Genomic DNA, 24,585 nt, shown 5'->3' with positions numbered 1-24,585 from the left:
GCCGCTCGTGCCTCCGGGCGTTCCGGCTCGAGTTCGATGGACTCGTCCGACCGGCAGGAGCCTCGTCATGAGCGCACTCACCCAGGCAGCCCGCGACTTCCGCGGGACCCACACCGAGGGGCGCTCGCCCGAGGAGCTGCGCGAGCTGGTCTCCCACGTCGGCGCCGAGCTCGAGCTCGCGCCCGCGGAGCACATCATCGAGTGGGCGGTCGCCACCTTCGGCGAGCGGTTCTGCATCACGTCGTCCATGAGCGACGCGGTGCTGGCGCACCTCGCCTCGACGGTCGCGCCCGGCATCGACGTGGTGTTCCTGGACACCGGCTACCACTTCCCCGAGACCGTCGGCACGGCCGACGCGGTGGAGCACACGATGCCGGTCAACCTGATCACGATCACGCCGGTGCAGTCGGTCGCGGAGCAGGACGCCACCTACGGCAAGGACCTCTACAAGACCGACCCCGACCTGTGCTGCGCGCTGCGCAAGGTGGCGCCGCTCAAGGACTCGCTGGACGGGTACGACGCGTGGGCCACCGGCCTGCGCCGCGCCGAGACGCACAACCGGGTGATCGCCCCGGTCGTCGGCTGGGACGCGAAGAAGGGGAAGGTCAAGGTCTCCCCCATCGCCCGCTGGACCGACGAGCAGGTCGAGCAGTACATCGCCGAGAACGGCGTCCTGGTCAACCCGCTCGTCTACGACGGCTACCCGAGCATCGGCTGCTGGCCGTGCACCCGCCGCGTCGCCCCCGGCGACGACCCGCGCAGCGGGCGCTGGGCCGGCACCTCCAAGACCGAGTGCGGGATCCACGCATGATCTCGACTTCGCTCGATCCAGGGATCTGCACTCCGCTCGATCACCCGACCTGCATCACCCCTCTCGACAACGGCGTCGACGTCCACCCCAACGAAACCGATGGGAGGCACAGCTGATGGCTGCTCCTGCACTGGTGGCACTGGCCCACGGAAGCCGCGACCCCCGCTCGTCCGAGACCATCAAGGCGCTCGTCGCCGAGGTCAAGGCCATGCGGCCGGACCTGCGGATCGAGACGGCGTTCCTCGACCTGTCCAAGCCCGACTTCCAGTCGGTCGTGGACAGGCTGGTCAAGGCCGGCTTCGACGAGATCGTCGTGGTGCCGCTCCTGCTGACCGAGGCGTTCCACGCCCGCGTGGACGTGCCCTCGGCCATCGCGGACGCGACGTCGCGACACAAGGGCCTGAAGATCCGCGCCACGAAGATCCTCGGCATGGAGACGGCATTCCTCGAGGTGCTCGACCTGCGCCTGCGCGAGGCCCTCAAGGCCGCCCGGGTGCGTGAGCTCGACGCGCTCGTGCTCGCCGCCGCCGGCTCGTCAGACCCGCTGGCCAACCAGGCCGTCGCCCGGATCGCCCGCACCTGGGGCACCCGCCACCGGCTGCCCGTCAGCGCGGCGTTCGCGTCGGCCGCTCCCCCGGCCGCCGGTGAGGCCGTGCGCGCCTTCCGCGCCGAGGGCCGTCGACACATCGCGGTCGCGTCGTTCTTCCTCGCCCCGGGCTTCCTGCCGGACCGGGCCGCCGAGCTGGCCCTCGAGGCCGGTGCCGTCGCCGTGTCGGAGCCGATGGGCGCCCACCCCGAGGTCGCCCGCGCGGTGCTGGCCCGCTACGCCGTCGGTGCCGTCGAGCTGGTGCCGGTCTAGACAGCCGCCGTCCGCGCCGTAGGTAGGACTACGTAAAGCGGGGTCGGAAACCACCGATCCCGGGCACTCCGTGTATTCCAGGCGTGTGTGGGGCCACCTCGTGTGCGACGGGTCGACGTGACCCGCGCCCACCAAGGAGGTCCCACACATGTTCCACGTTTCCCAGCCGCTCCGCCGGATCCGCCCGGTGCACGTCGTCGCCGCAGGCGCCCTGGTGCTCGCGACCACGGGCGGCGCCACGGCCGCCGCCGTCATCACCGGAAGCCAGATCCAGGACAACAGCGTCACCACCAAGGACATCAAGAACGGCTCGCTGCTGGTGAAGGACTTCAAGCGCTCCGAGCAGTCGAAGCTCACGGGCGCGACCGGCGCCACGGGGGCCACAGGGGCCACGGGCGCCACCGGCGCGACCGGCGCCACCGGTCCGCAGGGACCCGCCGGCACGACCGGTCCCCAGGGACCCGCAGGCGCCAGCGCATTCACCCCGCCGCCGGCAGGCACGGTGATCAAGGGCGGTGGCGTGCTCAACGCCAACACCAGCGCCGCCGGCGTCGCCATCCGTGACTACGCCCCGCTCCCGTTCACGACCAGCACGCCGCTGAGGATCACCGCGCCTCGCAACCTGTGGCTGGGCGCCCACACCTTCGCAGCAGACGTGCGCGCGGGCGAGACCAACACCACCGCCTGCGCCGGCACCGCCAGCGCTCCGAACCCCGCGCCCGGCACCATGTGCGTCTACCTCACGGAGGTGGGCAACATCAGCGACGTCGCGCTCTTCGACGGGGTCGACGTCGGAGCGGACGGCGGCGACCGCAACGGCTTCTACGTCTGGGGCACCTCCGACGCTGCCGGTGCGATGCTGGTGCGCTACGTCTGGGCCTACGAGGCCTCCTGACCGCGGTCAGCCCACTAGGCGCTCGAGCAGGTGCTCCAACTGCCGGGCCGGGTCCGCGGTGACCCCACCGTGGACCGGCCCGGGCTGGAGCACCGTGCTCTTCGGGGCCTTGAGGAAGCCGAACCGCTGGCCGATCGGCCGCTCGGCAGCCGCTCCCCCGCGCTCGTCTCCGGCGCAGACCCCCTCGACGAACTCGAGCGCGGCGCACACCTGCTCCACGTCGAGCAGCGGGTCGAGCGCCCGGAGCCGGTCGGCGTCGCACTGCCATGCCACCTGCAGGAAGTCGGCCGCCTGGCAGTAGAGGACCACGCCGACGTTGAGGAACTCCTCGCGGTCGGGTCGCGGCACGCAGCGCAGCGGAACGTACTGGTAGGCGAGCTTCATGCGGCACCGCCCTCCACACGCGGCAGCCAGTCGCGGGTGGCGAGGCGCGCGGTGAGGAAGTCGACGTACGCCGCGCGCAGGGCGTCGGGGGTCTCCGCACCCGGCACCGGTTCGAGCCACTCGTCGGGCACCTCCGCCAGGACCTCGGTGAACGCCTGGCGGTCGAGGAGGCGGGAGATCTCGCCGTCGGCGGCGTCCAGCCGATCGGCGTACGCGCCCAGCACGTGGTCGCTGGGGTCCCAGGGCTGGCGGGCGAAGCGCTGCGGGTCGGCGACCCCGCCGGGCCAGGCGTGGTGGAAGTAGAGCGACGCGCCGTGGTCGATCACCCACAGGTCGCCGTGCCAGACGAGCAGGTTGGGGTTGCGCCACGAGCGGTCGACGTTGGCGGTGAAGGCGTCGAGCCAGAGCACCTTCGCGGCCTCGGCGTCCCCCGTGTGACCGTGCTGGTCGGGCAGGGCTCCGTCGAAGCCGAACGCGCCCGGCAGGAAGTCGATGCCGAGGTTGAGGCCCGCGCTGGCGTTGAGCAGGTCCTGGACCTCCTCGTCGGCCTCGTAGCGGGCGATCTCGGGGTCGAGGTCGAGCGCCACCAGGCGCGGCGTGCGCAGTCCGAGGCGGGTCGCCAGGCCGCTCACGACCACCTCGGCGACCAGCACCCGCACGCCCTGCCCGGCGCCGCGGAACTTGCAGACGTAGGTGCCCAGGTCGTCGCCCTCGACGATGCCGGGCAGGCTGCCGCCCTCCCGCAGGGGCGTGACGTAGCGGGTGACCTCGACGGTGGGGATCACCGCACCGGGGGCCCGTCCGCGAGCCGGCGCTTCTGCTCCTCGACGTCGAAGTCGGCCTCCGGCCACCGCAGGTCCATCCCGCGCAGGGTGTCGAGCAGCAGCTGCCCGACGGCAAGGTTGCGGTACCACTTCTTGTCGCTCGGGATCACGTGCCAGGGCGCGGCCTCGGAGTTGGTGCGCTCGAGGGCGATCTCGTATGCCTCTTGGTAGGCGTGCCAGCGCGCGCGCTCGTCGAGGTCGCCGGGGTTGAACTTCCAGTGCTTCTCGGGGTTGTCGAGCCGCTCCTGGAGGCGCTCCTTCTGCTCGTGGGCGCTGATGTGCAGCATGCACTTGACGAGGGCGACGCCTCCGGCGACCAGCTCGGCCTCGAAGTCGTTGATGGCGCCGTAGCGCCGCTCGATCTCCTCGGGCGGCGCGAGGTCGCGGACCCGGGCGATCAGGACGTCCTCGTAGTGCGAGCGGTCGAAGACGCCGACGTAGCCCGGCTCCGGGACGGCCTTGCGGATCCGCCAGAGGAAGTCCTGGGCGCGCTCCTCCTCGGTCGGCGCCTTGAACGAGGTGATCCGCACGCCCTGCGGGTCGATCAGTCCCACGGCGTGCCGCATCGTGCCGCCCTTGCCGGAGGTGTCCATGCCCTGCAGCACCAGCAGGATGCGCCGCGGAGACCCGGTCGTGCGCTCGGCCCACAGCCGCTCCTGGAGGTCCGAGAGCTCCTCGCCCATCGCGAAGAGGGCAGCCTCCCCGTCGGACTTGCCGCCGTCGAAGCCCGGCGCCGCGTCGGTCTCGATCGCCGAGAGCTCGACCGGTCCGGGGGGCAGGCGCAGCACATCGGTCAGGGCGTCCGTCATGGGAGCACCCTAGTTGGCCGCCGGCGGCTCGGAGCTGAGCACGCGGCGTACGTCGAGGGTGCACCCGACCACCGTGACGACCGAGCCGTCCGACTGGGGCTCGTCGAACCAGGTGCCCTGGACGAAGCCGGCCTTCTCCAGCATCCGCAGGGAGGTCGAGTTGCGGTGGTCTGGCGCGGCGAAGAGCGCCTTCACGTCCGGGAAGCGGTGCAGCGTGCGCAGCGCCCATGCCCAGATCATCCGGACCCCCAGGCCGCGGCCGACCCACTCGGGCTCGCCGATGGCGTAGTCGCAGCACATCGCGTCGGGGTCAGGGGTGAGCAGGGCGTAGTCGGGGTAGTCGCGGATGCGGTAGTCCTGCAGGAAGCCGACCGAGCGGCCGTTGGCCTCGACCACCCACATCCGGGTCGGGGTCGTCCCGTCGATGTCCGCGCCGTAGGCGTCGGTGACCCGCTCGAGGGTGGCCGGCCCGTCGGCGTGCCACCACCGGTCGACGTGCGCCTGGGCCCGCCACCGAGCCACGCTCGGCAGGTCGCCACGGGTCATCGGCCGCAGGACCACCAGCAGGTCGTGGTCGACCGTCCAGAGCAGCGGGTCGGCCGACAGGTCGACCGGCACCGGCTCCCCGGTCAGGGGGGCGGCCGTGCGGCGCGCCGCGGCGTACCAGGACTCGCCGTCGCGCACGACGCCCGCCAGCTCGTGGCCACCGTTGCGGACCACGAGGTGGCGGCTCACGAGGACCTACCGGGGAGGTCGGGCATGGTGGCGAGCCTAGGCGCTCGGCCGTGACGCGGTCACCGATCCAGCCAGGCCAGCACGGCGCTCACGCGGCGGTCCTGGGTCGGCGACTCACCCACCCCCAGCTTGGTGAAGATGGCGCCGACGTGCTTCTCGACCGAGGAGAGGGATAGGTGCATCCGGGAGGCGATCACCGGGTTGGTCAGACCCGACGCCATCAGGGCCAGCACCTCCCGCTCGCGCGGGGTGAGCGTGTCCAGGCGGGAGCGACCGCTGCCGACGAGCGTGTCCACGACCCGGCGGTCGAGGACCGACTCACCCCGTGCGGTGCGTCGGAGCGCGTCCGCCAGCTCGGCCCGCTCCCCGATCCGCTCCTTGAGCAGGTAGCCGAGGCCAGCGGACCCGTCGGTGAAGAGTGCCCGGACGTAGTCCTCCTCGAGGTGCTGGGACAGCACGACCACACCCGTGCCCGGGTGTCGCCGACGGATCTCCAGCGCAGCCGTGATCCCGTCCATCGCCTGGAGCGGTGGCATCCGGATGTCGGTGAGCACGGCGTCCGGTTGGTGGGAGTCGACAGCGCGGCGCAGCGCGTCCGCGTCACCGACGGCCGCGACGACGTCCAGGTCCTCGCCCGCCGAGAGCAGCGCCACCACGCCTTCGCGGACCAGCAGGTGGTCCTCTGCCACCACCACCCGCAGCCTCGTCACGGCAGCTCCCCGGGCAGCTCGGCCTCGAGGACCGTGCGGCCGGGGACCGAGCTGATCGTGACCGATCCGCCTGCGGCCTCGACGCGGTCACACAGCCCACGCAGCCCCCGACCCTGCGGGTCTGCACCGCCCGCACCGTCGTCCTCCACCCGCACCCGAAGCCGCTCGCCCGCGTCGATGAGCAGGAGCGCGTGCTGGGCGCCGGAGTGCTTGAGGAGGTTGGCCAGCGCCTCGCTCGCGAACGAGAGGGCCGCACCCTCCACCTCCGGGCTGTAGCGACGGGACTCCTCGCCGCGGACGTCCACGTGCATGGGCAGGGGGAAGCCACGCACGAGGGTCCGCAGGGCCGCCACCGGTCCGAAGTCGTCGAGGCCGGCCGGGCGCACTCCGTGCGACACCGACCGGACCGTCGCGTACGCGCCGCGCGCCAGCTCGGCCACTGTCTCCAGCGCCTCGCCCCTGGCAGTCGTGTCCGACAGCCCGCGAGCGCGCTCGACGTGCGCCATCAGCGCGAGCAGCTCCTGCTGCGCACCGTCGTGGAGGTCGCGCTCGATCCGGCGGCGCTCCTCCTCGGCGGCCACGGAGAGACGATGCCTCGACTCCTCGAGCTCGGCGACCCGCGCGGCCAGGTCCTCCTCGAGGCGGGTGGTGCGCTCGGTCAGGACGAGCAGTCGGCGCCGGACGGGCCCGAAGGCCACCGTGAGCGGCACGATCGGCGCACCGATGAGGAAGGCGGCGTCGCTCACGCCGGGTAGCCGCGGTCCGAGGAGGATGCCGGACGCCGCGAGCAGGCCGACGATGCCGATCCCGACGATCGGCCACGCCATCAGCCGTCGGGTGGCCCGGTCGGCACGGGTGAAGCGCACCGCGAAGACCACCACGGCCAGCACCGGCAGCAGTGCCAGGGGCACGGCGGCGGCCACCGCCAATGGCTCCGGGAGGATGGCCAGCACAGGACCCCGCAGGTCCCCGCCACCTCCGAGCACCGTCGGGCTCGGCCCGGCGAAGCCGCCGACGACGGGGGCGGCGACGGCGAGGCCGAAGCAGCCGGTCACCAGGCGATTCGGTGGGCCACCCCTGGGGAATCGGGCGGCGATCCAGACCAGGCAGGCGAAGCCGGCACCGAAGAGCACCTGCGACAGCAGGTGCCACCCGACGGTGCCCGGGACCCGGTCGACGGCGAGGCCGGACAGGGAGAGTGCCGCGAGGTGGCACGCCCCCGTCAGCACCAGCGCCGCCGCGAGGGATCGCGGGGTGCCTACGCGCAGGCCGAGCAGGCCGGCGAGGACGAAGCACACCGGGACCAGCATCACCTGCAGGAGCTCGCCGCTCATGTCAGCCAGTGTGTCCTGTCCGCCGCGTCCGCACTCTGCGGTGTGCCGTAAAGATCGCGACGGCCAGCGCGGTGGGGAGCAGGCGCCTTTCGCTCCTAACGTCGAGGCACCAGAAGCCCACAGCCACAGGAGTTGCCCATGTCCACCTCTGCCCGCCTCGGCCAGGCCGTTCTCGTCACGCACGGTCTGGTGTTCGCCATCATCTCGGTCAGCGTCTGGTTCGCACCCGACCCGTTCGAGCGCGACGCCACGTTCCTGATCTCGAGCTTCGGCGTGACGTCAGCCTTCCTGCTCATCATCCTGGCGGTGTGGGGCATCGCTTCTCGGGCGCGCTGGGCCTGGATGACCCTGTGGGTGCTCCCTGTCTTCTACCTCTGGCTGGTCGTCGCCAACGGCACTCCGGCGCATCTGGCGTTCGCTGCCACTGCTGCGGGTGCCTTGTGGGTGACCCGGCCGCAGCGGGTGCGCTACCAGTCGCCCGCAAGGTCCTCGTCGGTCGGCGCTTCAACCTGACGCAGCTCGTCGCGCACGACGGCGAAGGCCACGCCCGACGAGTAGCCCTTGCGGGCGAGCATCCCGGCGAGCCTGCGGGTGGCAGTGGCCTGGTCGACGCCGCGCATGGAGCGGAGCTTCTTGCGCACGAGGGCCCGGGCCGCCTCCTCCTCGTCGTCCGGGTCGACCTCGTCGAGCGCCTCGCGGGCGACCTCGTCGGCGATGCCCTTGCGGCGCAGCTCCTGGGCGAGGGCGCGGCGGGCCAGGCCCTTGCCCGACTGCCGCGAGGCGATCCAGGCCCGCGCGAAGGCCTCGTCGTCGACCAGCCCCACCTCGGTGAACCGGTCGAGCAGCCTCACGGCCAGCTCGTCGGGCACGCCCTTCTTCGCGAGCCGGTCGGCCAGCTCCTTGCGGGAGCGGGCCTGACCGGTCAGCGCATCGAGCAGGATCTTGCGGGCGACGGCCTCGTGGTCGGCCTCGGGGCCGTCCTGGACGGGATCCGGGGGCGGCGGCGAGGTGCGCGATGCCGCAGCACCCCGGGTCCAGGCCTCGACGCCGTCGTGGACGTCACCGAGCCACGAAGGAGGAGGCCGGGACTCCACGGACCGCGCCCGCTCAGAAGTCATTGACCCCGATGGGCTCGTCGGACAGGTCGTCCGCCGGAGCATCCACGGTCGGGGTGACGCCGAGCTTCTCGAGGATCTTCTTCTCCAGCTCGTTGGCCAGGTCGGGGTTGTCCTTGAGGAACTGGCGAGCGTTCTCCTTGCCTTGGCCGAGCTGGTCGCCCTCGTAGGTGTACCAGGCGCCGGCCTTGCGGACGAGGCCAGCCTCGACGCCCACGTCGATCAGGCCACCCTCGCGGCTGATGCCCTTGCCGTACATGATGTCGAACTCGGCCTGCTTGAACGGCGGGGCCACCTTGTTCTTCACGACCTTGACGCGGGTGCGGTTGCCGACCATGTCGGTGCCGTCCTTGAGCGTCTCGATGCGGCGCACGTCGAGACGGACCGACGAGTAGAACTTCAGCGCCCGGCCGCCGGTCGTGGTCTCGGGCGAGCCGAACATCACCCCGATCTTCTCGCGCAGCTGGTTGATGAAGATGGCCGTGGTGCCGGCGTTGTTGAGCGCACCCGTCATCTTGCGCAGCGCCTGGCTCATCAGGCGGGCCTGGAGGCCGACGTGGCTGTCGCCCATCTCGCCCTCGATCTCGGCACGGGGCACGAGCGCCGCGACCGAGTCGATGACGATGAGGTCGAGCGCGCCGGAGCGGATCAGCATGTCGGCGATCTCGAGGGCCTGCTCGCCCGAGTCGGGCTGGGAGACCAGCAGGGCGTCGGTGTCGACGCCGAGCGCCTTGGCGTAGTCGGGGTCGAGCGCATGCTCGGCGTCGATGAAGGCGACGATGCCGCCGGCCGCCTGGGCGCTGGCCACCGCGTGCAGCGCGACCGTCGTCTTGCCGGACGACTCCGGGCCGTAGATCTCCACCACGCGACCGCGCGGCAGGCCACCGAGGCCCAGCGCGACGTCGAGGGCGATCGACCCGGTGGGGATCACCTCGAGGGGGGCGCGGGTCTCGTCGCCCAGTCGCATGACCGAGCCCTTGCCGAACGACTTCTCGATGTTGGCGAGGGCGGCGTCGAGCGCCTTCTCGCGGTCTCCTGCAGCAGCCATGGGAGGTGTCCTCTTTCGCTTCGTTGATGGGCCAGGCACGTAGACGACGCTAGGACGAGCCACCGACATCCCCTGGTCAGGGACGTCGAACGCTGTGGACAACCTCGGCCCGCGTCATGCCTGTGGACACAATCTAGCCCGAACAACTGTTCGAGCGCGCACCTCAGCGGGCGTGTCGCGCCACCACCACGCCGGCACCCGCCACCGCGAGGGCGAGGAGCGCGGAGAACCCGGCCAGGACGGGGTAGCCGAAGCCGTCGACGATCACGCCGGCCACGGCGCCGCCGCCCGCGGCGGTCAGCGCCATCGCCATGTCGGCGGTGCCCTGCACGTCCGTGCGGGCCGTGATGGGCGTGCGGTCGCTGATCACGGTCGACGCCGCGACGGTCGCGAAGGACCAGCCCAGGCCGAGCAGGAACAGCCCGGCGAAGATCTGCCACGAGCTGCCCTCCGGCGCCAGGGCACAGAGCAGCAGGGAGACCAGCAGCACCACTCCCCCGGCCACCAGCACGGCCGGCCGGCCGAAGCGGTCGGTGGCGGCGCCGACCAGCGGCGAGAAGGCGAACATCCCGAGGACATGGATCGAGATGACGAACCCGATCACGGTGAGGTGAGCACCTCCGTGCTCCATGTGCAACGGGGTCATGATCATCACCGCGACCATGGCGGCGTGCGCCCCGGCCATGCCGACGATCGCGGCGCCCAGCGCCGGCTCCGCCCGCACCGCTTCCACGAACCGGCCCCACGAGCGCCCCCGCCCCGTCTCGTGCACCACTCCTGCTTCCGACTGGGCCAGCAGGAGCGGGTCGGGCCGCAGCCGCAGCCAGACCCACGCCGCCGCCACCACCAGGGCGACCGCCCCGAGGGCGAAGCCGCCGGTGAGCTCCGGGATGTCGAGCCTGTGCGCCACCGCCGCGCCGACCCCGGTCAGGTTCGGGCCCGCCACCGCGCCGATCGTGGTCGCCCACACCACCATCGAGAGCGCGCGCGCACGGGTCTCCTCCGGCGCGAGGTCCGTCGCGGCGTACCGCGAGCCCTGGTTGGCCGCGGTCGTCGCGCCGAGCAGCACCGCTCCGGCGAGCAGCAGGAGCATCGAGTCGGCCACCCCCGCCGCCACGGCGAGCAGCGCTCCACCCGCGCCGAGCACGTAGCCCGTGACCAGGCCGGCCCGTCGACCACGCCGAGCCATCAGCCCGGCAAGGAGGTACGCCGCGGCGGCGGTGCCGAGGACCTGGAACGTCTGGGCCAGGCCCGCCATGCTGTCGGAGCCGGAGATGTCGCGCGCCAGCAGCGACGCGGTCGCGACGCCGATGGTCATCCCGACGGCGCCGACCGCCTGCGAGACGACGAGGGTGCCGAGGGTGCGCGACTGCACGCGGGCGACGTCGACGCTCGCTGCCGCGGTCATCTCTGCGCCTCGGGGAGCTCGAGCTTGCGCCATACAGCCGCCCAGACCTGCTTGGGAGCCATCCCGGCCGCGAGCGCCTCGGACGGGGTGCGCCCACCGAGCTCGGAGAGCACCGTCATCTCTGCCCAGGTCTTCGCGTAGGAGCTGCCGAGTGCGTGCTCCATGCGAGCCCAGAACTCGGTGTGCCTCATGCCCGCACCGCCGTGATCTCCAGCCATGGCTGCAGCTCCGTCCGGCCCGCCATGACATGGTCGACGGCGACGTCGACCCACCCGCTCGCGTCGGCCAGCCGGCGCAGGTCCTCCTCGCGCCAGTAGGTGAACAGCCGCGGCGCCGAGATCGCCCCGTGCGTCGACCAGGCCTCGCCGTCGCCTTCCTTGAGCGAGATGCGCAGCAGTCCGCCCGGCCGGGTGGCCTCGGCGAGCCGTGCCAGGACAGTGCCGAGGTCGGTCCGCGCCACGTGCAGCAGCGAGGCGCTCGCCCACACCGCGTCGTACGGACCCTCCGGCGACGCCAGGTCGTCGGTCAGCGGGTCCAGGACGTCGGCCTGGTGTCCCTGCTCCCGCAACAAGGCGACGAAGCCCGGCGTGATGTCGGTGCGCCGCACCCGCAGGCCGTGCTCCTCAAGGTACGCCGCGTCGCGGCCGCCGCCGCTGCCGATCTCCAGCACCCTCGCGCCCGACGGCAGCCGGCCGACGATCTCATCGAGGGCTCGCCGCACGGACTCGGGCAGCTCCCGCGTCTCGGCCGCGTAGCGGGCCGCGTCCGCGTCGTACGCCTGGACCGTGGCCGCCTGGGCGTCGGTCATGGACGGGCCCCCACGTCGTGCACGTGGTGCACGAGGTCGTGCACGTAGTAGCGGCCCAGGGTCTCGACCGTGAACTCGCTGCCGTTGCTGCGCACGCCCCGGCGTGCGTGCTGGTCTGGCGTGACCCCGGCGAACAGGCCCGCCGTCGCACCGGCCTCCTCGACCAGCTCGGCGGCGACGACGGCGGGGTCCTGCTCGGCGTAGCGCTCCGCGACGGCCGTCTCGTCCTGGTCCCAGTTGGCGAAGCGCGGCTCGTCCTCCGCGAGCATCAGGGCGAGCCGCTCACCGAAGATGCGATGCACGTCGCGCACGTGGCAGGCATACTCCACCGCCGACCACGTGGTGGCGTCCGGCCGGGTCGTGGCGTCGGCGCGCAGCAGCGCGTCGGCGAGGGCCATCGAGGTGTCGTGGACGAGGCCCGGCACGTCGGCCACTCCGACCGCTGCGGCGTCGAAGCCGCACTCGGGGCAGGGCCGCTCGAGCACCCAGGTCCAGTCCTTGGTGTCGGGCGGGATCGGGTCGCCGGTCGTCTCGAGGCTGGGCATGTGCCCATCCAACCAGCCGCACGGGCAGCCCTCACGCCGGTTTCCGGTCACCGTTCGCGACAATGCCGCCATGCTGATCCGTCCCGCGCAGCCAGCGGACCTCCCTGCCGTCGCTGCCCTCTACGACCGCGAGATCGACGAGGGCTACGCCACGTTCGACACCGAGCACCGCCCCCTCGAGGAGTGGCAGGAGCGGCTGGCGTCCACCGTGCCCGGCGACCGGTTCTTCGTCGCCGTCGAGGGCGGTGACGTGCTCGGCTACGCCAACGCGGCGCCCTACCGCCCCAAGCTCGGCTACCGGCACACCCGCGAGGTGTCCGTCTACCTCGCGCCCGGTGCCCAGGGCCGCGGGCTGGGCCGCGGCCTGTACGACGCCCTGCTGGGGTCGCTGCGGGACGACGGCATGCACGTGGCGCTCGCCGGCGTCGCCCTGCCCAACGACGCGAGCCTCGCGCTGCACCGGGCGTGCGGCTTCCAGGAGGTCGGCACCATGCGCGAGGTCGGCAGGAAGTTCGACCGCTGGCTCGACGTGATGTGGCTGCAGAAGCTGCTCGACTGACTCAGGTCAGCAGCAGCGTGTCGAGCCGCCGCCTGACGACCACCAGCCCGATCAGGCCCATCACGACCAGGTAGACGACCGACACCGCGGACGCGGCGGTGAGCGACCCGGTCGTGAGCTCCCGGCAGAGCACGACGCCGCGATAGAGCGGGGTGGCCTCGACCACCCAGCGCAGCCACCCGTCGTACGCCGTGATGGGGAAGAACGTCGCCGAGAACAGGAACAGCGGCAGCTGGGCGAGCGTGATCTTGTCGAAGTCCTGGAAGCTCTTCATGTAGGTCGTGAGCGCCATGCACACCGACGAGAACGCGAACCCGATCAGCAGCGCCGCGGGCAGCGCCAGCAGCGCCCACCAGGAGTGGATCATCCCCAGGGCCAGCATCACGAGCAGGAAGGCGCCGGAGTAGGTGGCGCCGCGCAGCTGTCCCCACAGGATCTCGCCGCGGGCGACGTCGGCCGTGGTGAGCGGCGTGGCGAGCATCTGGTCGTAGAGCTTGTCGTACTTCAGCTTGAAGAAGACGTTGTAGGTCGAGTCGAGCAGCGCGCCGTTGAAGGCGCTGGCCGCGAGCATGCCCGGAGCCACGAACTCGGCGTAGGGGATCTGCTGGCCGTTGAACTCGAACGTGTCGATCAGCTGGCCGACGCCGATGCCGATCGAGAAGAGGTAGAACACCGGCTCGAGGAAGCCGGTGAGGAAGAGCTTCCAGTAGCGCCGGTAGGTCGTGAAGTTGCGCAGCGTGATCACCGCGAGCGCGCCGCCCGGGGTGAGGTGCGGGTAGGCCGCGGCGCGAGGCGCCTGGTCGGTGGCCATCAGCTGCTCAGCCTCCTCTCGAGGCCGCGGATCGCCCAGAGCCACCCCGCGGCCGTGATCGTGCCGAGCACCACGACGTGCAGCACCGCGAGCGGCCAGTCGACGGTGTCGAGGCACAGCATCCGGGACAGGTTGACCCCGTGCCACAGCGGCGTGAACCGCGCGACCCATTCCAGCAGCGGCCCGAGGTTCGACACGGGGAAGAACGACCCCGAGAAGAGCACGAGCGGGACGACGCCCAGCCGGAAGAGCACGCCGAAGCCCTCCTCCGAGCGCAGCCGGGCACTGAAGCCGAACACGACGGTGGCGAAGGCCATCCCGACGAGCACCTGCGCGCCCCAGGCCAGGAACGGCCCCCACCAGGACGCGAAGACGCCGAACGGCGCGAGCACGAGCATGAAGATGGCGCAGGCGGAGGCGACCCGGGCCAGCACGAAGACGAGGTGGGCATTGACCAGGTCGCGCACCTCCAGCGGCGTCGCCATCTGGGCGTGGTAGCTCTTGTGCCACTTGATGCCGCCCATCACGGGGTAGGTCGTCTCCCCCACCGCCATCTGCATGGCGTGGGCGGCAACCAGGCCGGGGACGATGAACGCGAGGTAGGACGGCGCGCCCTCGAGCCGCGCCGGATCGACCTGGATGAAGCCGCCCAGCAGGACGCCCATGCCGACGACGTAGAAGAGCGGCGAGACGAAGCTGGAGATGATGCCACCGCGCCACGTGCGCTTGTAGACGGTCCACCAGTAGTCGAGCTGGCGGCCGATGCCGTCGCGGACGGACAGCCGGGACGGCGCGGTGGAGGCGATCGGGGTCGCGCTCATCAGTCCGCCAGGCTCCGGCCGGTGAGGCGCAGGAAGACGTCCTCGAGCGTGGAGCGGCGCACCAGCGCCGCGATCGGCTCGAGCCCACGCTCGTGGACCTTGGCGAGCACCTCCTCGCCGTCGTCGGTGTAGACCAGCAGCCGGTCGGGCAGCACCTCGACCCGGGCGCCGAGGTCCTCGACCTTGGCGGCCAGCGACTCGTGCTCGCCGACCCCGAAGCGCAGCTCCGCGACCTCGCGCGTGGAGAACTGGCGGATCAGGTCGAGCGGCGACCCCTCGGCCGCGATCACGCCGCGGTCCATCACGACGAGGCGGTCGCACAGCTGCTCGGCCTCGTCCATGTAGTGGGTGGTGATCACCAGGGTCACGCCCGCCTGCTTGAGCCGGAACAGCTGGTCCCACAGCAGGTGACGCGCCTGCGGGTCGAGCCCGGTGGTCGGCTCGTCGAGCAGCAGCAGGTCGGGCTTGTTGATCAGGCTGCGGGCGATCGTGAGCCGACGCTTCATGCCGCCCGAGAGCTCCTCCACCTTGGCCTTCGCCTTGTCGGTGAGCATCGCGAACTCGAGCAGCTCGTCGGTGCGCTCTCGCACGACAGCCTTGGGGATCCCGAAGTAGCGGCCGTAGATGTAGAGGTTGTCGCGGACGTTGAGCTCGTTGTCGAGCGTGTCCTCCTGCGGACACACCCCGAGCCGCGCGCGGATCGCCGGTCCGTCGGTGGCCGGGTCGAGGCCCAGGATGCGCAGCTCCCCGCCGCTCACCGGGCTGACGGCGGCGATCATCCGCATGGTGCTGGACTTGCCCGCGCCGTTGGGGCCCAGGAAGCCGAACGCCTCGCCTCGGCGTACGTCGACGTCGATGCCGCGCACGGCGTCGAACTCCCCGAACGACTTCCGCAGCCCCCGCGCCAGGATCATCGACTCGCTCACCCCAGCGACCCTAGACGAGCGCACCGACAGGCCACTAACGCCTTTTCCGGTGGGCCTCGACGGCGTCACTCGACCGGCCGCGGCCCCCAACGCTCCTCGAGGGCTGCCCACTCGTCTCCCTCGGGGTCGACGTCCAGCAGCGTCGACACGATGTCGTCGTCGGTGACCACGCCGACCGAGATCCAGTCCAGCGGCGTGACGTGGGACCGCCATGCGAGCTCGGCGATCTCGTCGGTGACCGTCTCCGCGTCGACGGCGTCGGCCCGCACTGTCACGTCCAGGGAGTTGCCGTTGGTCGGCGAGTCGGGGACGAAGTCCGACTCCAGCACGGCCTCCACTCCCGGGATGTCGATCGCTGCGACAGCGACCGCCCTCGCCTCCTCCTCGCAGTCCCCACAGCCCTCGACCTCCCCCTCCGGGGCCACGGACGGGACGGGAACGCCATCGGGGCGCGGCCCGAACATCGCCGCATACCTCTCCGGCTCGACACCGAACTCGTAGACGGCCTCGTCGCGGTAGCCGGAACGCAGGCTCACCGACACGTCCAGCGCGTCGAGGGGGTCGATGCGGGACCTCCAGGCGACGCGCGCGATGCGGTCCGTCTCGGCACGGATGTCGGTGCCGGCGAGGTCCTCCGCCTGGAGATCGAGGCCGAGGCTCAGCTCGCCGCGGTCGTTGAAGTCCTGGGAGAAGCTGACCTCCCGCACCTCTGCCACGCCACGCACCGACGCGAGGCGACGCTCGAGCTGCCGGACCTGCTCGACGCACTCGCCGCAGCCCCGCGTCGGCGCGGGCTCACGGCCGCTCCACGGGCCTCCCTCGGGCGAGAAGGGGACGCAGGACGCCAGGCTCGGCACCACGGGAGCCAGCGCCAGAGCCACCAGGCGATGCGTGCGCGTCACGAGTGCCTCCCTGTCACGTGCGGGAGATGGTGTAGGTGTCGACGCTCACGACCGTGCCGCCCCCGAGGAAGCCATCCTTGCCCATCTGGTCGACGTGGTCGCGGATCGAACCGATGCTGGAGGCATCCGCTGCCTGAGCACCGCCGATGTAGTGCACGATGTCGTGGTTGCCGCACACGTCGTTGTTGCCGTCGTCGAACGTCACGGTCGTGCGGTTGGGCTGGTTGGGGTTGTCCTCGCCGTCGAGGAGCGGGACCGCATCGCCCCTGTTCTCGAAGTGGATCGCCCGGGTGCCGCCCGGGATCTCGGGCACCTGGGCCGTGGGCGAGCCCGCGGTGACCACGTGCCTGACGTGGAACTCCCTCGCGAACTCCGGATCCGCCGCGAGCGACGTCGAGACCATCCCGCCCTGCGAGTGACCCACCAGCATCACGTCCTTGCCGGACAGCCCTGCGTCGCGCATGGCGTCAGCGATCCCCTGGCCGTAGGCGGTGTCCATGCCGCCGATCAGCTGGTAGTTGGTCAGCATGTCGCGGGTCGTCTCGTCGCGCTCCGGGACCGGACCCATGTCGTCCGTGCCGGGGATGTAGACGATGTGGCGCTCGTCCCCTTGAGCGTCGACGATCTTCTGGATCTGGATGGCTCCGTTGAGGTGGTTCTCGCCGTCCTCGTTCTTCACCGCGTCGAGCTCGTTGGTGTCGTTCAGCGAGCGCAGGAGATCGGTGAGCGACGTCGGAGTGCTGGTCAGGTGCTGCGATTGGTCGATGTCATGGGCAGTCACCGAGTAGGCCGAGTCGTTGCCGAAGAGCAGCGCGAGCAGCCTGGCGGCATCGTTGGTCGTGGCGCCGTCGACTGGGCCGTCCCCGGTGTTCAGGCCGCCGAGCGGCATCAGGGTGAGGCCCTCGAGGAGGCCACCACCCGAGTTGATGAGGTGCTCGGCGACCTCGGGGTGGTCGTGGAGGAGCTGGCCCATCGACCTCGTCACGGCGGCCCTCTGGTCGTCGCTCATCAGCGTGTACGCCGCGTAGCTGACGCCGGCGACGGCGAGCAGCGGCACCAGGTTGGTGCGGATGAACAGGCCCAGCCCGAACCCCAAGGCGTGGTCGACGGCCTCGGAGAGCTGCCTGCTGAAGGTGTCGCTCGCCCTGAAGGCGGAGACGCAGGCCGTCACGGCGAGCGCGTCTGCCTCGATGCCGACCGCGCGGACGGTCAGTCCGTCCGGACCGGCGGTCGCGTCGAGCACCTGGAGCTCGGCGTCCCCGAACGTGATCGGCGACAGGACGGCCGACTCGAGCAGATCGCCGTCGGCCATCACCTGGGCGCCGAGCCCGGCCATCTCGAGGAAGTCGCCGGCCTTCTGCTGGTAGCGCGCCGCCAGGGCGAGCATCTCGTCGTAGCCGGCCTCGACGCCGTGCGAGCCGCCCGAGACGGACTGGATCGGGGGCAGTGGGGTGTTGCTGCTCATGACGTCACCGCCGCCGCGCGGAGCGCGAGCTGACGGGACAGCTCGGTGGCCTCCCGCCGCTCGATGCGGACGATGTTCCAGCCCTCCCGCCGGACCGGCGTGAGGGAGCGCCACCCGTCGTGGAAGAGCACCCACTCGACGACGCCGACCCCGGGTCGCCCTCGCTCGCTGCGACCGATGATCGCTGCGTGTAGCCGGCCGCGCGAGGCGCGCTCGAGGGTCTCGTGCCACGCCCGGACGTCGGCGTCGGACGCCGGCTCGAGGTCGTCGGTGGTGCTGCCCGTGGTGGTGAGCCCGGAGTAGTCCTGCACCAGCTGGTCGAGCAGGTCGTGACGGCCGGCGTCGATCGCCTCACCCGTGGCCAGGAGCAGCTCCCACGGCGTCTCGATCACCTCGGGCAGGGACACCTGGTCCCTCTCCGCGGGCGCCAGGCGCGCGGGCTCGACCACGCCTACCCGGGTCAGCTCCCGCCACCAGTCCTCGGCGGGCAGCCACAGCAGCTCGAAGTGCTGACGGTCAGCCGTCGAGAGGGCCACCACCCAGTCCTCGAGGTTGCGGTGCCAGGCACGCACCCGAACCTGGCCGATCCGCAGCGACAACAGCAGGTCCACCTCGGTCGCGAGCGCCGCAGAGTGCCAGACCTGGAGGGCGGCGCGTATCTCGGACACCGGGCCGTCGTCGTCGACCAGCCCGAGCTCTCGCAGCGAGCCGTCCAGGTCGTCGTCGCCCGGCTCTGCAGGCTCGACATCCGGCAGCTCACCTCCGAGGCGGGTGGCCAGGCTGCTCGGCTCCGAGCCGGACTCCAGCATCTGCCGGGCCGGAGAGGGCAGCGCGGCCAGCGCGGCGAGGTGGTCCACCTGGGCCAGGGTCAGCGTCACCCGGCGCGGTCGCACCGCGTCGTACGAAATCTCGTTGCCCTCGGCGTCGAGGGTGACCTGGCTCATCGGAACACCCCGGGCAGCTGGTCGGGCACGTCGAGCCAGTCCTTGTGGCCGATCGGCGGCGGCGAGAACGAGGCGAGCAGCCGGTCGATCGGGTCCGGCGTGACCCACGTGGCCAGGTCGATCGCCTTGTCCGCCAGCGCGGCGAGCCGCGACCTGGCGCCCTCCACGAGCGAGCTGACCTTCTCCGCGATGTCGGCGATCAGCTCCTTGAGCTGGTCGACCCGGTCGGCGTGGTCGCGCAACGCCTGGGCGGCGTCGTCGTGCTGGTCGGCCGTGCCGCGCAGGGCGACCGCCCGGCCGGCCATCCGCTCGCGCATCGCCTGGGCCGCCGTGCCCTCCCACGTGACCGTGTCGGCTGCCCGCACCAGCTCCTCGGCGTCCAGGCGGATCTCCGTCGCCTGGTCGGCCATCTGCTGGGCGAGGTGCCTGATCACCCCGGTGTCCCCGTACATGTGTGCCCCCGTCGTCTCGGCCCGGTCGCCCCTCGGCGCCCGTGGGTATGAGGGCACGATGCCCCGCGCCGGGTGCGGTCGAAACCGCGGCCTCGAGGGCTGTGGACAACGTCCGGGCGCCGGTGTCGGTGGGCGGTGGAAGACTGAGCGGCATGTCCGCCCTCGACCTGTTCAGCGCGCCCACCCGCGCCTGGTTCGAGGCCGCCTTCGCCGCGCCCACGTCGGCCCAGGAGGGCGCCTGGACGGCCATCGCGCAGGGCCGGCACGCGCTGGTCGTCGCCCCGACCGGCTCGGGCAAGACCCTGAGCGCCTTCCTGTGGTCGCTCGACCGGCTGGCGTCCAGCCCGGTCCCGCCGAAGCGGGAGCGCTGCCGCGTGCTCTACGTCTCGCCCCTCAAGGCGCTCGCCGTCGACGTCGAGCGCAACCTCCGGGCACCGCTGGCCGGGATCCGCCACACCGCCGCGCGGCTCGGCGAGGCGGTCCCCGAGATCACCGTCGGCGTGCGGTCGGGCGACACGCCCGCGGCCGACCGCCGGCGCCTCCAGACCACGCCGCCCGACATCATGATCACGACGCCGGAGTCGCTGTTCCTGATGCTCACCTCCCAGGCCCGCGAGGTGCTGCGCAGCGTCGAGACCGTGATTCTCGACGAGGTCCACGCCGTGGCGGGCAGCAAGCGCGGCGCCCACCTGGCGCTCAGCCTCGAGCGGCTCGACGCCCTCCTCGACCGGCCGGCCCAGCGCATCGGCCTCAGTGCGACCGTGCGGCCCCTCGACGAGGTGGCCCGCTTCCTCGGCGGCTCCGCACCCGTCGACATCGTCGCCCCGCCCAGCGAGAAGCAGTGGGACCTGCGCGTCGTCGTCCCCGTCGAGGACATGACGGCGCCGGCGGAGTACGACGAGGAGTCGGGCGATCCCGCCCGCGCCAGCAGCATCTGGCCACACGTCGAGGAGCACGTCGTCGACCTGATCGAGCAGCACCGCTCGACCATCGTCTTCGCCAACTCGCGCCGCCTCGCCGAGCGACTCACCGCCCGGCTCAACGAGATCGCGGGCGAGCGAGCCGGCGCTGCCGTGGTCAGCGCGGTCGCATCACCCGCCGAGATCATGGCGCAGTCCGGGGCCTCCTACGGCGCGCCCGCGGTGATCGCCAAGGCCCACCACGGGTCGGTCTCCAAGGAGCAGCGGGCGCTGATCGAGGACGACCTCAAGCGCGGACGCCTGCCCTGCGTCGTCGCCACCAGCAGCCTCGAGCTGGGCATCGACATGGGCGCGGTCGACCTGGTCGTCCAGATCGAGTCCCCGCCCAGCGTCGCCAGTGCCCTGCAGCGGGTCGGCCGGGCGGGACACCAGGTGGGCGAGGTGAGCCGCGGGGTGCTCTTCCCCAAGCACCGGGGCGACCTGGCGCAGACGGCCGTGGCGGTCGAGCGGATGCGCAGCGGCGCGATCGAGTCCCTGAGCATCCCCGCCAACCCGCTCGACGTGCTGGCCCAGCAGATCGTCGCGGCCACCGCCCTCGACGAGTGGGCGGTCGACGACCTGTTCGAGCTGGTCCGGCGGGCCGCGCCGTTCCAGGGCCTTCCCCGCTCGGCGTACGACGCGACGCTCGACCTGCTGAGCGGCCGCTACCCCAGCGAAGAGTTCGCCGAGCTGCGGCCACGCGTCGTCTGGGACCGCGTCAGCGGCACCCTCACCGGGCGGCCGGGCGCGCAGCGGCTGGCCGTGACGAGCGGCGGCACGATCCCCGACCGCGGCCTCTTCGGGGTCTACCTCGTGGGTGAGGGCGTCGGCCGCCGGGTGGGCGAGCTCGACGAGGAGATGGTCTACGAGTCCCGGGTCGGCGACGTCTTCGCGCTGGGCGCGACGAGCTGGCGGATCGAGGACATCACCCACGACCGGGTGCTCGTCACGCCGGCGCCGGGCATCCCGGGACGCCTGCCGTTCTGGAAGGGCGACACGCTCGGGCGGCCCGCCGAGCTGGGCGAGGCGATCGGCGAGTTCACCCGGGGGCTGGCGTCAGTCCCGCGGCGCGCGGCGGAGGAGCGGGCGGTGGAGCGTGGCCTCGACGCGTTCGCCGCGGCCAACCTCGTCGCCCACGTGACCGAGCAGCAGGAGGCCACCCGGGTCCTCCCGAGCGACGTGCAGCTCGTCGTCGAGCGCTTCCGCGACGAGCTCGGTGACTGGCGGCTGGTCGTCCACTCCCCCTACGGCACGCCGGTGCACGCGCCGTGGGCGCTGGCGATCAACGCCCGGCTCCGGGAGCGCTACGGCGTCGACGGCCAGGCGATGGCCTCCGACGACGGCATCGTGATCCGGATCCCCGACACCGACGCGGAGCCACCCGGCGGCGAGCTGGTGGTCTTCGAGCCCGACGAGATCGAGCAGCTGGTGACCCAGGAGGTGGGCGGCTCGGCCCTGTTCGCCAGCCGCTTCCGCGAGTGCGCGGCCCGCGCCCTGCTGCTCCCCCGCCGCGATCCCGGCCGCCGCAGCCCGCTGTGGCAGCAGCGGCAGCGCAGCGCCCAGCTGCTCGAGGTGGCGGCGCAGTATCCCTCGTTCCCGATCGTGCTCGAGGCCGTGCGCGAGTGCCTCCAGGACGTCTACGACCTGCCCGCGCTCGTCGCCCTGCTCGGCCGGGTGCAGCGCCGGGAGGTGTCGGTCGTCGACGTGGCGACCCAGTCGCCCTCGCCCTACGCCCGCGACCTGCTCTTCGGCTACGTCGCCCAGTTCGTCTACGAGGGTGACTCCCCCATCGCGGAGCGCCGCGCGGCGGCCCTCTCGCTCGACCAGGGCCTGCTGGCCGAGCTGCTCGGCCGGGCCGAGCTGCGCGAGCTGCTCGACCCCGAGGTGCTCGCCGAGGTCGAGGCCGAGCTGCAGTGGCTCGCACCCGAGCGCCGGGCGAAGGACGCGGAGGCCGTCGCCGACATGCTGCGGCTGCTGGGACCGCTGGGTGCGGACGAGATCGCCTCTCGTGCGACCGCCGACCCGGTCGACTGGCTCACGGCCCTGGCCGACGCGCGGCGCGTGGTCGCCGTGCGCATCGCCGGCGAGGAACGCTGGACGACGATCGAGGACGTCGGCCGCCTCCGGGACGCCCTCGGTGTGCCGGTGCCGCCGGGCACTCCCGAGGCGTTCCTCGACCCGTCCGAGGACCCGCTCGGCGACCTCGTCGCCCGCTACGCGCGCACCCACGGGCCCTTCACGACGGCCGAGATCGCGGCCCGGCTCGGGATCGGCGAGGCCGTGGCCCGCCACACGCTGCAGCGCCTCGTGTCGCGCGGCAGGCTGCTGGATGGCGAGTTCCGTCCCGCGGGCTCCGGCTCCGAGTGGTGCGACGCCGAGGTGCTGCGCAAGCTGCGCCGCAGGTCGCTGGCCCGCCTCCGGAAGGAGGTCGAGCCGGTCACCCAGGAGACCCTCGCCCGCTACCTCCCCGTCTGGCAGCACGTCGGCGGCCGGCTTCGCGGACTGGACGGCGTGGTCACGGTCGTCGACCAGCTCGCCGGCTGTCCCGTGCCCGCGAGTGCGCTCGAGCCCCTCGTCCTCGCCAGCCGGGTCCGCGACTACGAGCCCGCGCTGCTCGACGAGCTGGCCGCCAGCGGCGAGGTGGTCTGGGCAGGTCACGGCGCGTTGCCCGGCAGCGACGGCTGGGTCAGCCTCCACCTCGCCGACCAGGCCCCGCTCACCCTTCCCGACCCCGTCCCCCTCGACCTCGGCGACCTGCACCGGGCGGTCCTCGCTGCGCTCGAGCCCGGTGGGGCCTGGTTCTTCCGCCAGCTCGCGGAGCGGGTCGCAGCGACCACCGACGAGCCGCTCACCGACGCCGCGCTGGCCGACACGCTCTGGGACCTGGCCTGGGGCGGCCACGTCGCCGGAGACACCCTCACCCCCTTGCGGGCCCGGACGGGCTCGGGCCGGACCACCCACCGCACGCGCCGTACGCCGCCGCGCGCGGGCCGGATGCCGGTGCGCACCGGCCCGCCGGGCACGGCCGGCCGCTGGGCCCTGCTGCCCGAGCGCGACCCCGACCCCACCCGCAGGGCGCACGCCGCCGCGGAGCACCTGCTCGAGCGCCACGGCGTGGTCACCCGCGGTGCCGTCGCCAGCGAGCGCGTGCCGGGCGGCTTCGCCGGGGTCTACAAGGTGCTCACCGCCTTCGAGGACTCCGGCCGCTGTCGCCGCGGCTACTTCGTCGAGGGCCTGGGCGCCGCCCAGTTCGGCACACCGGGCGCCGTCGACCGGCTGCGCACCTTCACCGAGCCCGACGACTCCAAGCCGGCCGCCGTCGCGCTCGCCGCGACCGACCCCGCCAACCCCTACGGCGCTGCGCTGGCCTGGCCCGAGCCCGGCGACGGCGGTGGCCACCGCCCGGGCCGCAAGGCCGGGGCGCTCGTGGTGCTGGTCGACGGCGCGCTGACGATGTACGTCGAGCGGGGCGGCCGCACGCTGCTGACCTGGGGCGACGACGCCGACCGCCTCACGCCGGCGGCGGCCGCGCTCGCCGAGGTCACCCGGCGCGGTGGCCTGGGCCGGCTCACGGTCGAGCGGGCCGACGGGGCGGCGCTGCTCGGCTCGGGCGACACCCCTCTCCGCGCGGCGCTGGACGCGGCCGGCTTCGTGGCGACGCCCAAGGGGCTGAGGATGCGTGCCTGAGGGCGACACCGTCCACCGCACGGCCCGGATGCTCGACCGGGCCCTGTCCGGTGACCTGCTCACCCGCACCGACTTCCGGGTGCCCCAGCTCGCGACGGTCGACCTGTCCGGGGCGCGGGTCGAGGACACCGTGGCCCGGGGCAAGCACCTGCTGACCCGCATCGCCGGCGACGAGCGGTGGACGCTGCACACCCACCTCAAGATGGAGGGCGCGTGGCGGGTGCACCGGCCCGGCGAGCGGTGGCAGCGCCCCTCGGACCAGGCCCGGGTGGTGCTCGAGACGCCCCGCTGCACGGCGGTCGGCTTCTCCCTGGGCGTCGAGCTGCTGCCGACCGCGCGCGAGGACGACGCGGTCGGACACCTCGGGCCCGACCTGCTCGGGCCGGGCTGGGACGCCGACGAGGCCGTGCGCAGGCTGCTGGCCGAGCCGGGTCGACCGGTGCACGAGGCGCTGCTCGACCAGCGACTGCTCGCCGGCATCGGCAACCTCTACGCCGCCGAGCTGTGCTTCCTGGCGGGCGTCCGCCCGGACCGACCCGTGGGCGAGGTGCCCGACCTCGCGCGGCTGGTCCGCCGGGCACACCAGGTGCTGACGACCAACGTCGGCCGCTCCACCCAGTCGACGACGGGCGACCTGCGGCGGGGACGCACCACGTGGGTCTACCGCCAGCGCGCCTGCCGGCGCTGCGGCACGGCGGTCGAGGTGGAGATGCAGGGACCGGACGGCCGCGAGCGCGCGGCGTACTGGTGTCCCTCCTGCCAGCCGGCCTGAGG

26 protein-coding genes are annotated in these 24,585 nt (G+C 72.7%); 7 read left to right on the top strand and 19 right to left on the bottom strand.

Features of this window, described 5'->3' with window-relative positions:
• Positions 1–67: 67 nt before the first annotated feature.
• The 3 genes from DDE18_RS15400 (at position 68) to DDE18_RS15390 (ending at position 2,565) form a co-directional block, all read left to right on the top strand.
• Entirely contained in the window at positions 68–811 is a 744-nt protein-coding gene (locus DDE18_RS15400) for a phosphoadenylyl-sulfate reductase (protein WP_116573136.1), read from the top strand.
• A 115-nt stretch (positions 812–926) separates the two neighbouring features.
• Entirely contained in the window at positions 927–1,670 is a 744-nt protein-coding gene (locus DDE18_RS15395; RefSeq protein WP_116573135.1) for a sirohydrochlorin chelatase, read from the top strand.
• 148 nt (positions 1,671–1,818) lie between these two features.
• Entirely contained in the window at positions 1,819–2,565 is a 747-nt protein-coding gene (locus DDE18_RS15390; protein ID WP_116573134.1) for a hypothetical protein, read from the top strand.
• A 6-nt stretch (positions 2,566–2,571) separates the two neighbouring features.
• Here DDE18_RS15390 and DDE18_RS23265 read toward each other — a convergent pair whose 3' ends face one another.
• Genes DDE18_RS23265 through DDE18_RS15360 form a run of 6 tightly spaced genes read right to left on the bottom strand, consistent with a single transcriptional unit; the run spans position 2,572 to position 7,361 of the window.
• Positions 2,572–2,949: a DUF3037 domain-containing protein gene (locus tag DDE18_RS23265; RefSeq protein WP_116573133.1), complete on the bottom strand. Its 378-nt coding sequence runs from the start codon at positions 2,947–2,949 to the stop codon at positions 2,572–2,574.
• A complete protein-coding gene (locus DDE18_RS15380; RefSeq protein WP_116573132.1) occupies positions 2,946–3,734 on the bottom strand; it encodes a HipA family kinase in 789 nt (262 codons plus the stop codon). The genes DDE18_RS23265 and DDE18_RS15380 overlap by 4 nt, the downstream gene beginning before the upstream one ends.
• Entirely contained in the window at positions 3,731–4,582 is an 852-nt protein-coding gene (locus DDE18_RS15375; RefSeq protein ID WP_116573131.1) for a PPK2 family polyphosphate kinase, read from the bottom strand. Before DDE18_RS15375 ends, DDE18_RS15380 begins: the two co-directional genes overlap by 4 nt.
• Before the next feature lie 9 nt (positions 4,583–4,591).
• Positions 4,592–5,317 (bottom strand): GNAT family N-acetyltransferase, encoded by a 726-nt coding sequence (locus DDE18_RS15370; protein WP_116573130.1) that lies wholly within the window; start codon positions 5,315–5,317, stop codon positions 4,592–4,594.
• Positions 5,318–5,376: 59 nt separating this feature from the next.
• Positions 5,377–6,027: a response regulator transcription factor gene (locus DDE18_RS15365; protein WP_245916736.1), complete on the bottom strand. Its 651-nt coding sequence runs from the start codon at positions 6,025–6,027 to the stop codon at positions 5,377–5,379.
• Complete coding sequence (locus DDE18_RS15360) at positions 6,024–7,361, bottom strand: sensor histidine kinase (protein ID WP_116573129.1); 1,338 nt, start codon at positions 7,359–7,361, stop codon at positions 6,024–6,026. Before DDE18_RS15360 ends, DDE18_RS15365 begins: the two co-directional genes overlap by 4 nt.
• Before the next feature lie 138 nt (positions 7,362–7,499).
• On the opposite strand from DDE18_RS15360, the gene DDE18_RS15355 reads away from it, so the two are divergent.
• Positions 7,500–7,874, top strand: a complete 375-nt coding sequence (locus DDE18_RS15355) for a hypothetical protein (protein ID WP_116573128.1) — start codon at positions 7,500–7,502, stop codon at positions 7,872–7,874.
• On the opposite strand, the gene DDE18_RS15350 is transcribed toward DDE18_RS15355, so the two are convergent.
• The 6 genes from DDE18_RS15350 to DDE18_RS15325 all read right to left on the bottom strand — a co-directional run bounded on the left by DDE18_RS15350 (position 7,829) and on the right by DDE18_RS15325 (position 12,285).
• Entirely contained in the window at positions 7,829–8,479 is a 651-nt protein-coding gene (locus tag DDE18_RS15350) for a regulatory protein RecX (RefSeq protein WP_116573127.1), read from the bottom strand. The genes DDE18_RS15355 and DDE18_RS15350 overlap by 46 nt on opposite strands.
• The gene (recA, locus tag DDE18_RS15345; protein ID WP_116573126.1) at positions 8,469–9,524 is read right to left on the bottom strand and encodes a recombinase RecA; all 1,056 of its coding nucleotides are present in this window, start codon (positions 9,522–9,524) and stop codon (positions 8,469–8,471) included. The genes DDE18_RS15350 and recA overlap by 11 nt, the downstream gene beginning before the upstream one ends.
• A 163-nt stretch (positions 9,525–9,687) precedes the next feature.
• A complete protein-coding gene (locus tag DDE18_RS15340) occupies positions 9,688–10,932 on the bottom strand; it encodes an MFS transporter (protein WP_116573125.1) in 1,245 nt (414 codons plus the stop codon).
• Positions 10,929–11,123 (bottom strand): DUF3046 domain-containing protein, encoded by a 195-nt coding sequence (locus DDE18_RS15335; protein ID WP_116573124.1) that lies wholly within the window; start codon positions 11,121–11,123, stop codon positions 10,929–10,931. Before DDE18_RS15335 ends, DDE18_RS15340 begins: the two co-directional genes overlap by 4 nt.
• Positions 11,120–11,740, bottom strand: coding sequence for a class I SAM-dependent methyltransferase (locus DDE18_RS15330; protein ID WP_116573123.1), 621 nt, complete (start codon positions 11,738–11,740; stop codon positions 11,120–11,122). Before DDE18_RS15330 ends, DDE18_RS15335 begins: the two co-directional genes overlap by 4 nt.
• The gene (locus DDE18_RS15325) at positions 11,737–12,285 is read right to left on the bottom strand and encodes a DinB family protein (protein WP_116573122.1); all 549 of its coding nucleotides are present in this window, start codon (positions 12,283–12,285) and stop codon (positions 11,737–11,739) included. Before DDE18_RS15325 ends, DDE18_RS15330 begins: the two co-directional genes overlap by 4 nt.
• Before the next feature lie 70 nt (positions 12,286–12,355).
• On the opposite strand from DDE18_RS15325, the gene DDE18_RS23025 reads away from it, so the two are divergent.
• Positions 12,356–12,844, top strand: a complete 489-nt coding sequence (locus DDE18_RS23025) for a GNAT family N-acetyltransferase (protein WP_165821184.1) — start codon at positions 12,356–12,358, stop codon at positions 12,842–12,844.
• A gap of 1 nt (position 12,845) precedes the next feature.
• Here DDE18_RS23025 and DDE18_RS15315 read toward each other — a convergent pair whose 3' ends face one another.
• The 7 genes from DDE18_RS15315 to DDE18_RS15285 all read right to left on the bottom strand — a co-directional run bounded on the left by DDE18_RS15315 (position 12,846) and on the right by DDE18_RS15285 (position 19,165).
• Positions 12,846–13,655, bottom strand: coding sequence for an ABC transporter permease (locus DDE18_RS15315; RefSeq protein WP_116573121.1), 810 nt, complete (start codon positions 13,653–13,655; stop codon positions 12,846–12,848).
• Positions 13,655–14,476 (bottom strand): ABC transporter permease, encoded by an 822-nt coding sequence (locus DDE18_RS15310; RefSeq protein WP_116573120.1) that lies wholly within the window; start codon positions 14,474–14,476, stop codon positions 13,655–13,657. The genes DDE18_RS15315 and DDE18_RS15310 overlap by 1 nt, the downstream gene beginning before the upstream one ends.
• Positions 14,476–15,402, bottom strand: a complete 927-nt coding sequence (locus DDE18_RS15305) for an ABC transporter ATP-binding protein (protein WP_245916734.1) — start codon at positions 15,400–15,402, stop codon at positions 14,476–14,478. The genes DDE18_RS15310 and DDE18_RS15305 overlap by 1 nt, the downstream gene beginning before the upstream one ends.
• Before the next feature lie 65 nt (positions 15,403–15,467).
• Positions 15,468–16,304, bottom strand: a complete 837-nt coding sequence (locus tag DDE18_RS15300; RefSeq protein WP_116573119.1) for a hypothetical protein — start codon at positions 16,302–16,304, stop codon at positions 15,468–15,470.
• Between the two features lie 13 nt (positions 16,305–16,317).
• Positions 16,318–17,769, bottom strand: coding sequence for a PGAP1-like alpha/beta domain-containing protein (locus DDE18_RS15295; protein WP_116573118.1), 1,452 nt, complete (start codon positions 17,767–17,769; stop codon positions 16,318–16,320).
• On the bottom strand, positions 17,766–18,713 hold the full coding sequence (locus tag DDE18_RS15290) for a hypothetical protein (RefSeq protein ID WP_116573117.1): 948 nt from the start codon (positions 18,711–18,713) through the stop codon (positions 17,766–17,768). The genes DDE18_RS15295 and DDE18_RS15290 overlap by 4 nt, the downstream gene beginning before the upstream one ends.
• Positions 18,710–19,165, bottom strand: a complete 456-nt coding sequence (locus tag DDE18_RS15285) for a WXG100 family type VII secretion target (RefSeq protein WP_116573116.1) — start codon at positions 19,163–19,165, stop codon at positions 18,710–18,712. The genes DDE18_RS15290 and DDE18_RS15285 overlap by 4 nt, the downstream gene beginning before the upstream one ends.
• A gap of 152 nt (positions 19,166–19,317) precedes the next feature.
• On the opposite strand from DDE18_RS15285, the gene DDE18_RS15280 reads away from it, so the two are divergent.
• Both DDE18_RS15280 and DDE18_RS15275 read left to right on the top strand, forming a co-directional pair.
• A complete protein-coding gene (locus tag DDE18_RS15280) occupies positions 19,318–23,811 on the top strand; it encodes an ATP-dependent helicase (RefSeq protein WP_116573115.1) in 4,494 nt (1,497 codons plus the stop codon).
• Positions 23,804–24,583 (top strand): Fpg/Nei family DNA glycosylase, encoded by a 780-nt coding sequence (locus DDE18_RS15275; RefSeq protein ID WP_116573114.1) that lies wholly within the window; start codon positions 23,804–23,806, stop codon positions 24,581–24,583. The genes DDE18_RS15280 and DDE18_RS15275 overlap by 8 nt, the downstream gene beginning before the upstream one ends.
• Positions 24,584–24,585 lie beyond the last annotated feature (2 nt).

The organism is Nocardioides gansuensis (assembly GCF_003076135.1).
Classification (GTDB): Bacteria; Actinomycetota; Actinomycetes; order Propionibacteriales; family Nocardioidaceae; genus Nocardioides; species Nocardioides gansuensis.
The sequence above is the reverse complement of the archived record's forward strand: the minus strand, read 5'-3'. Positions and strand labels throughout refer to the sequence as shown.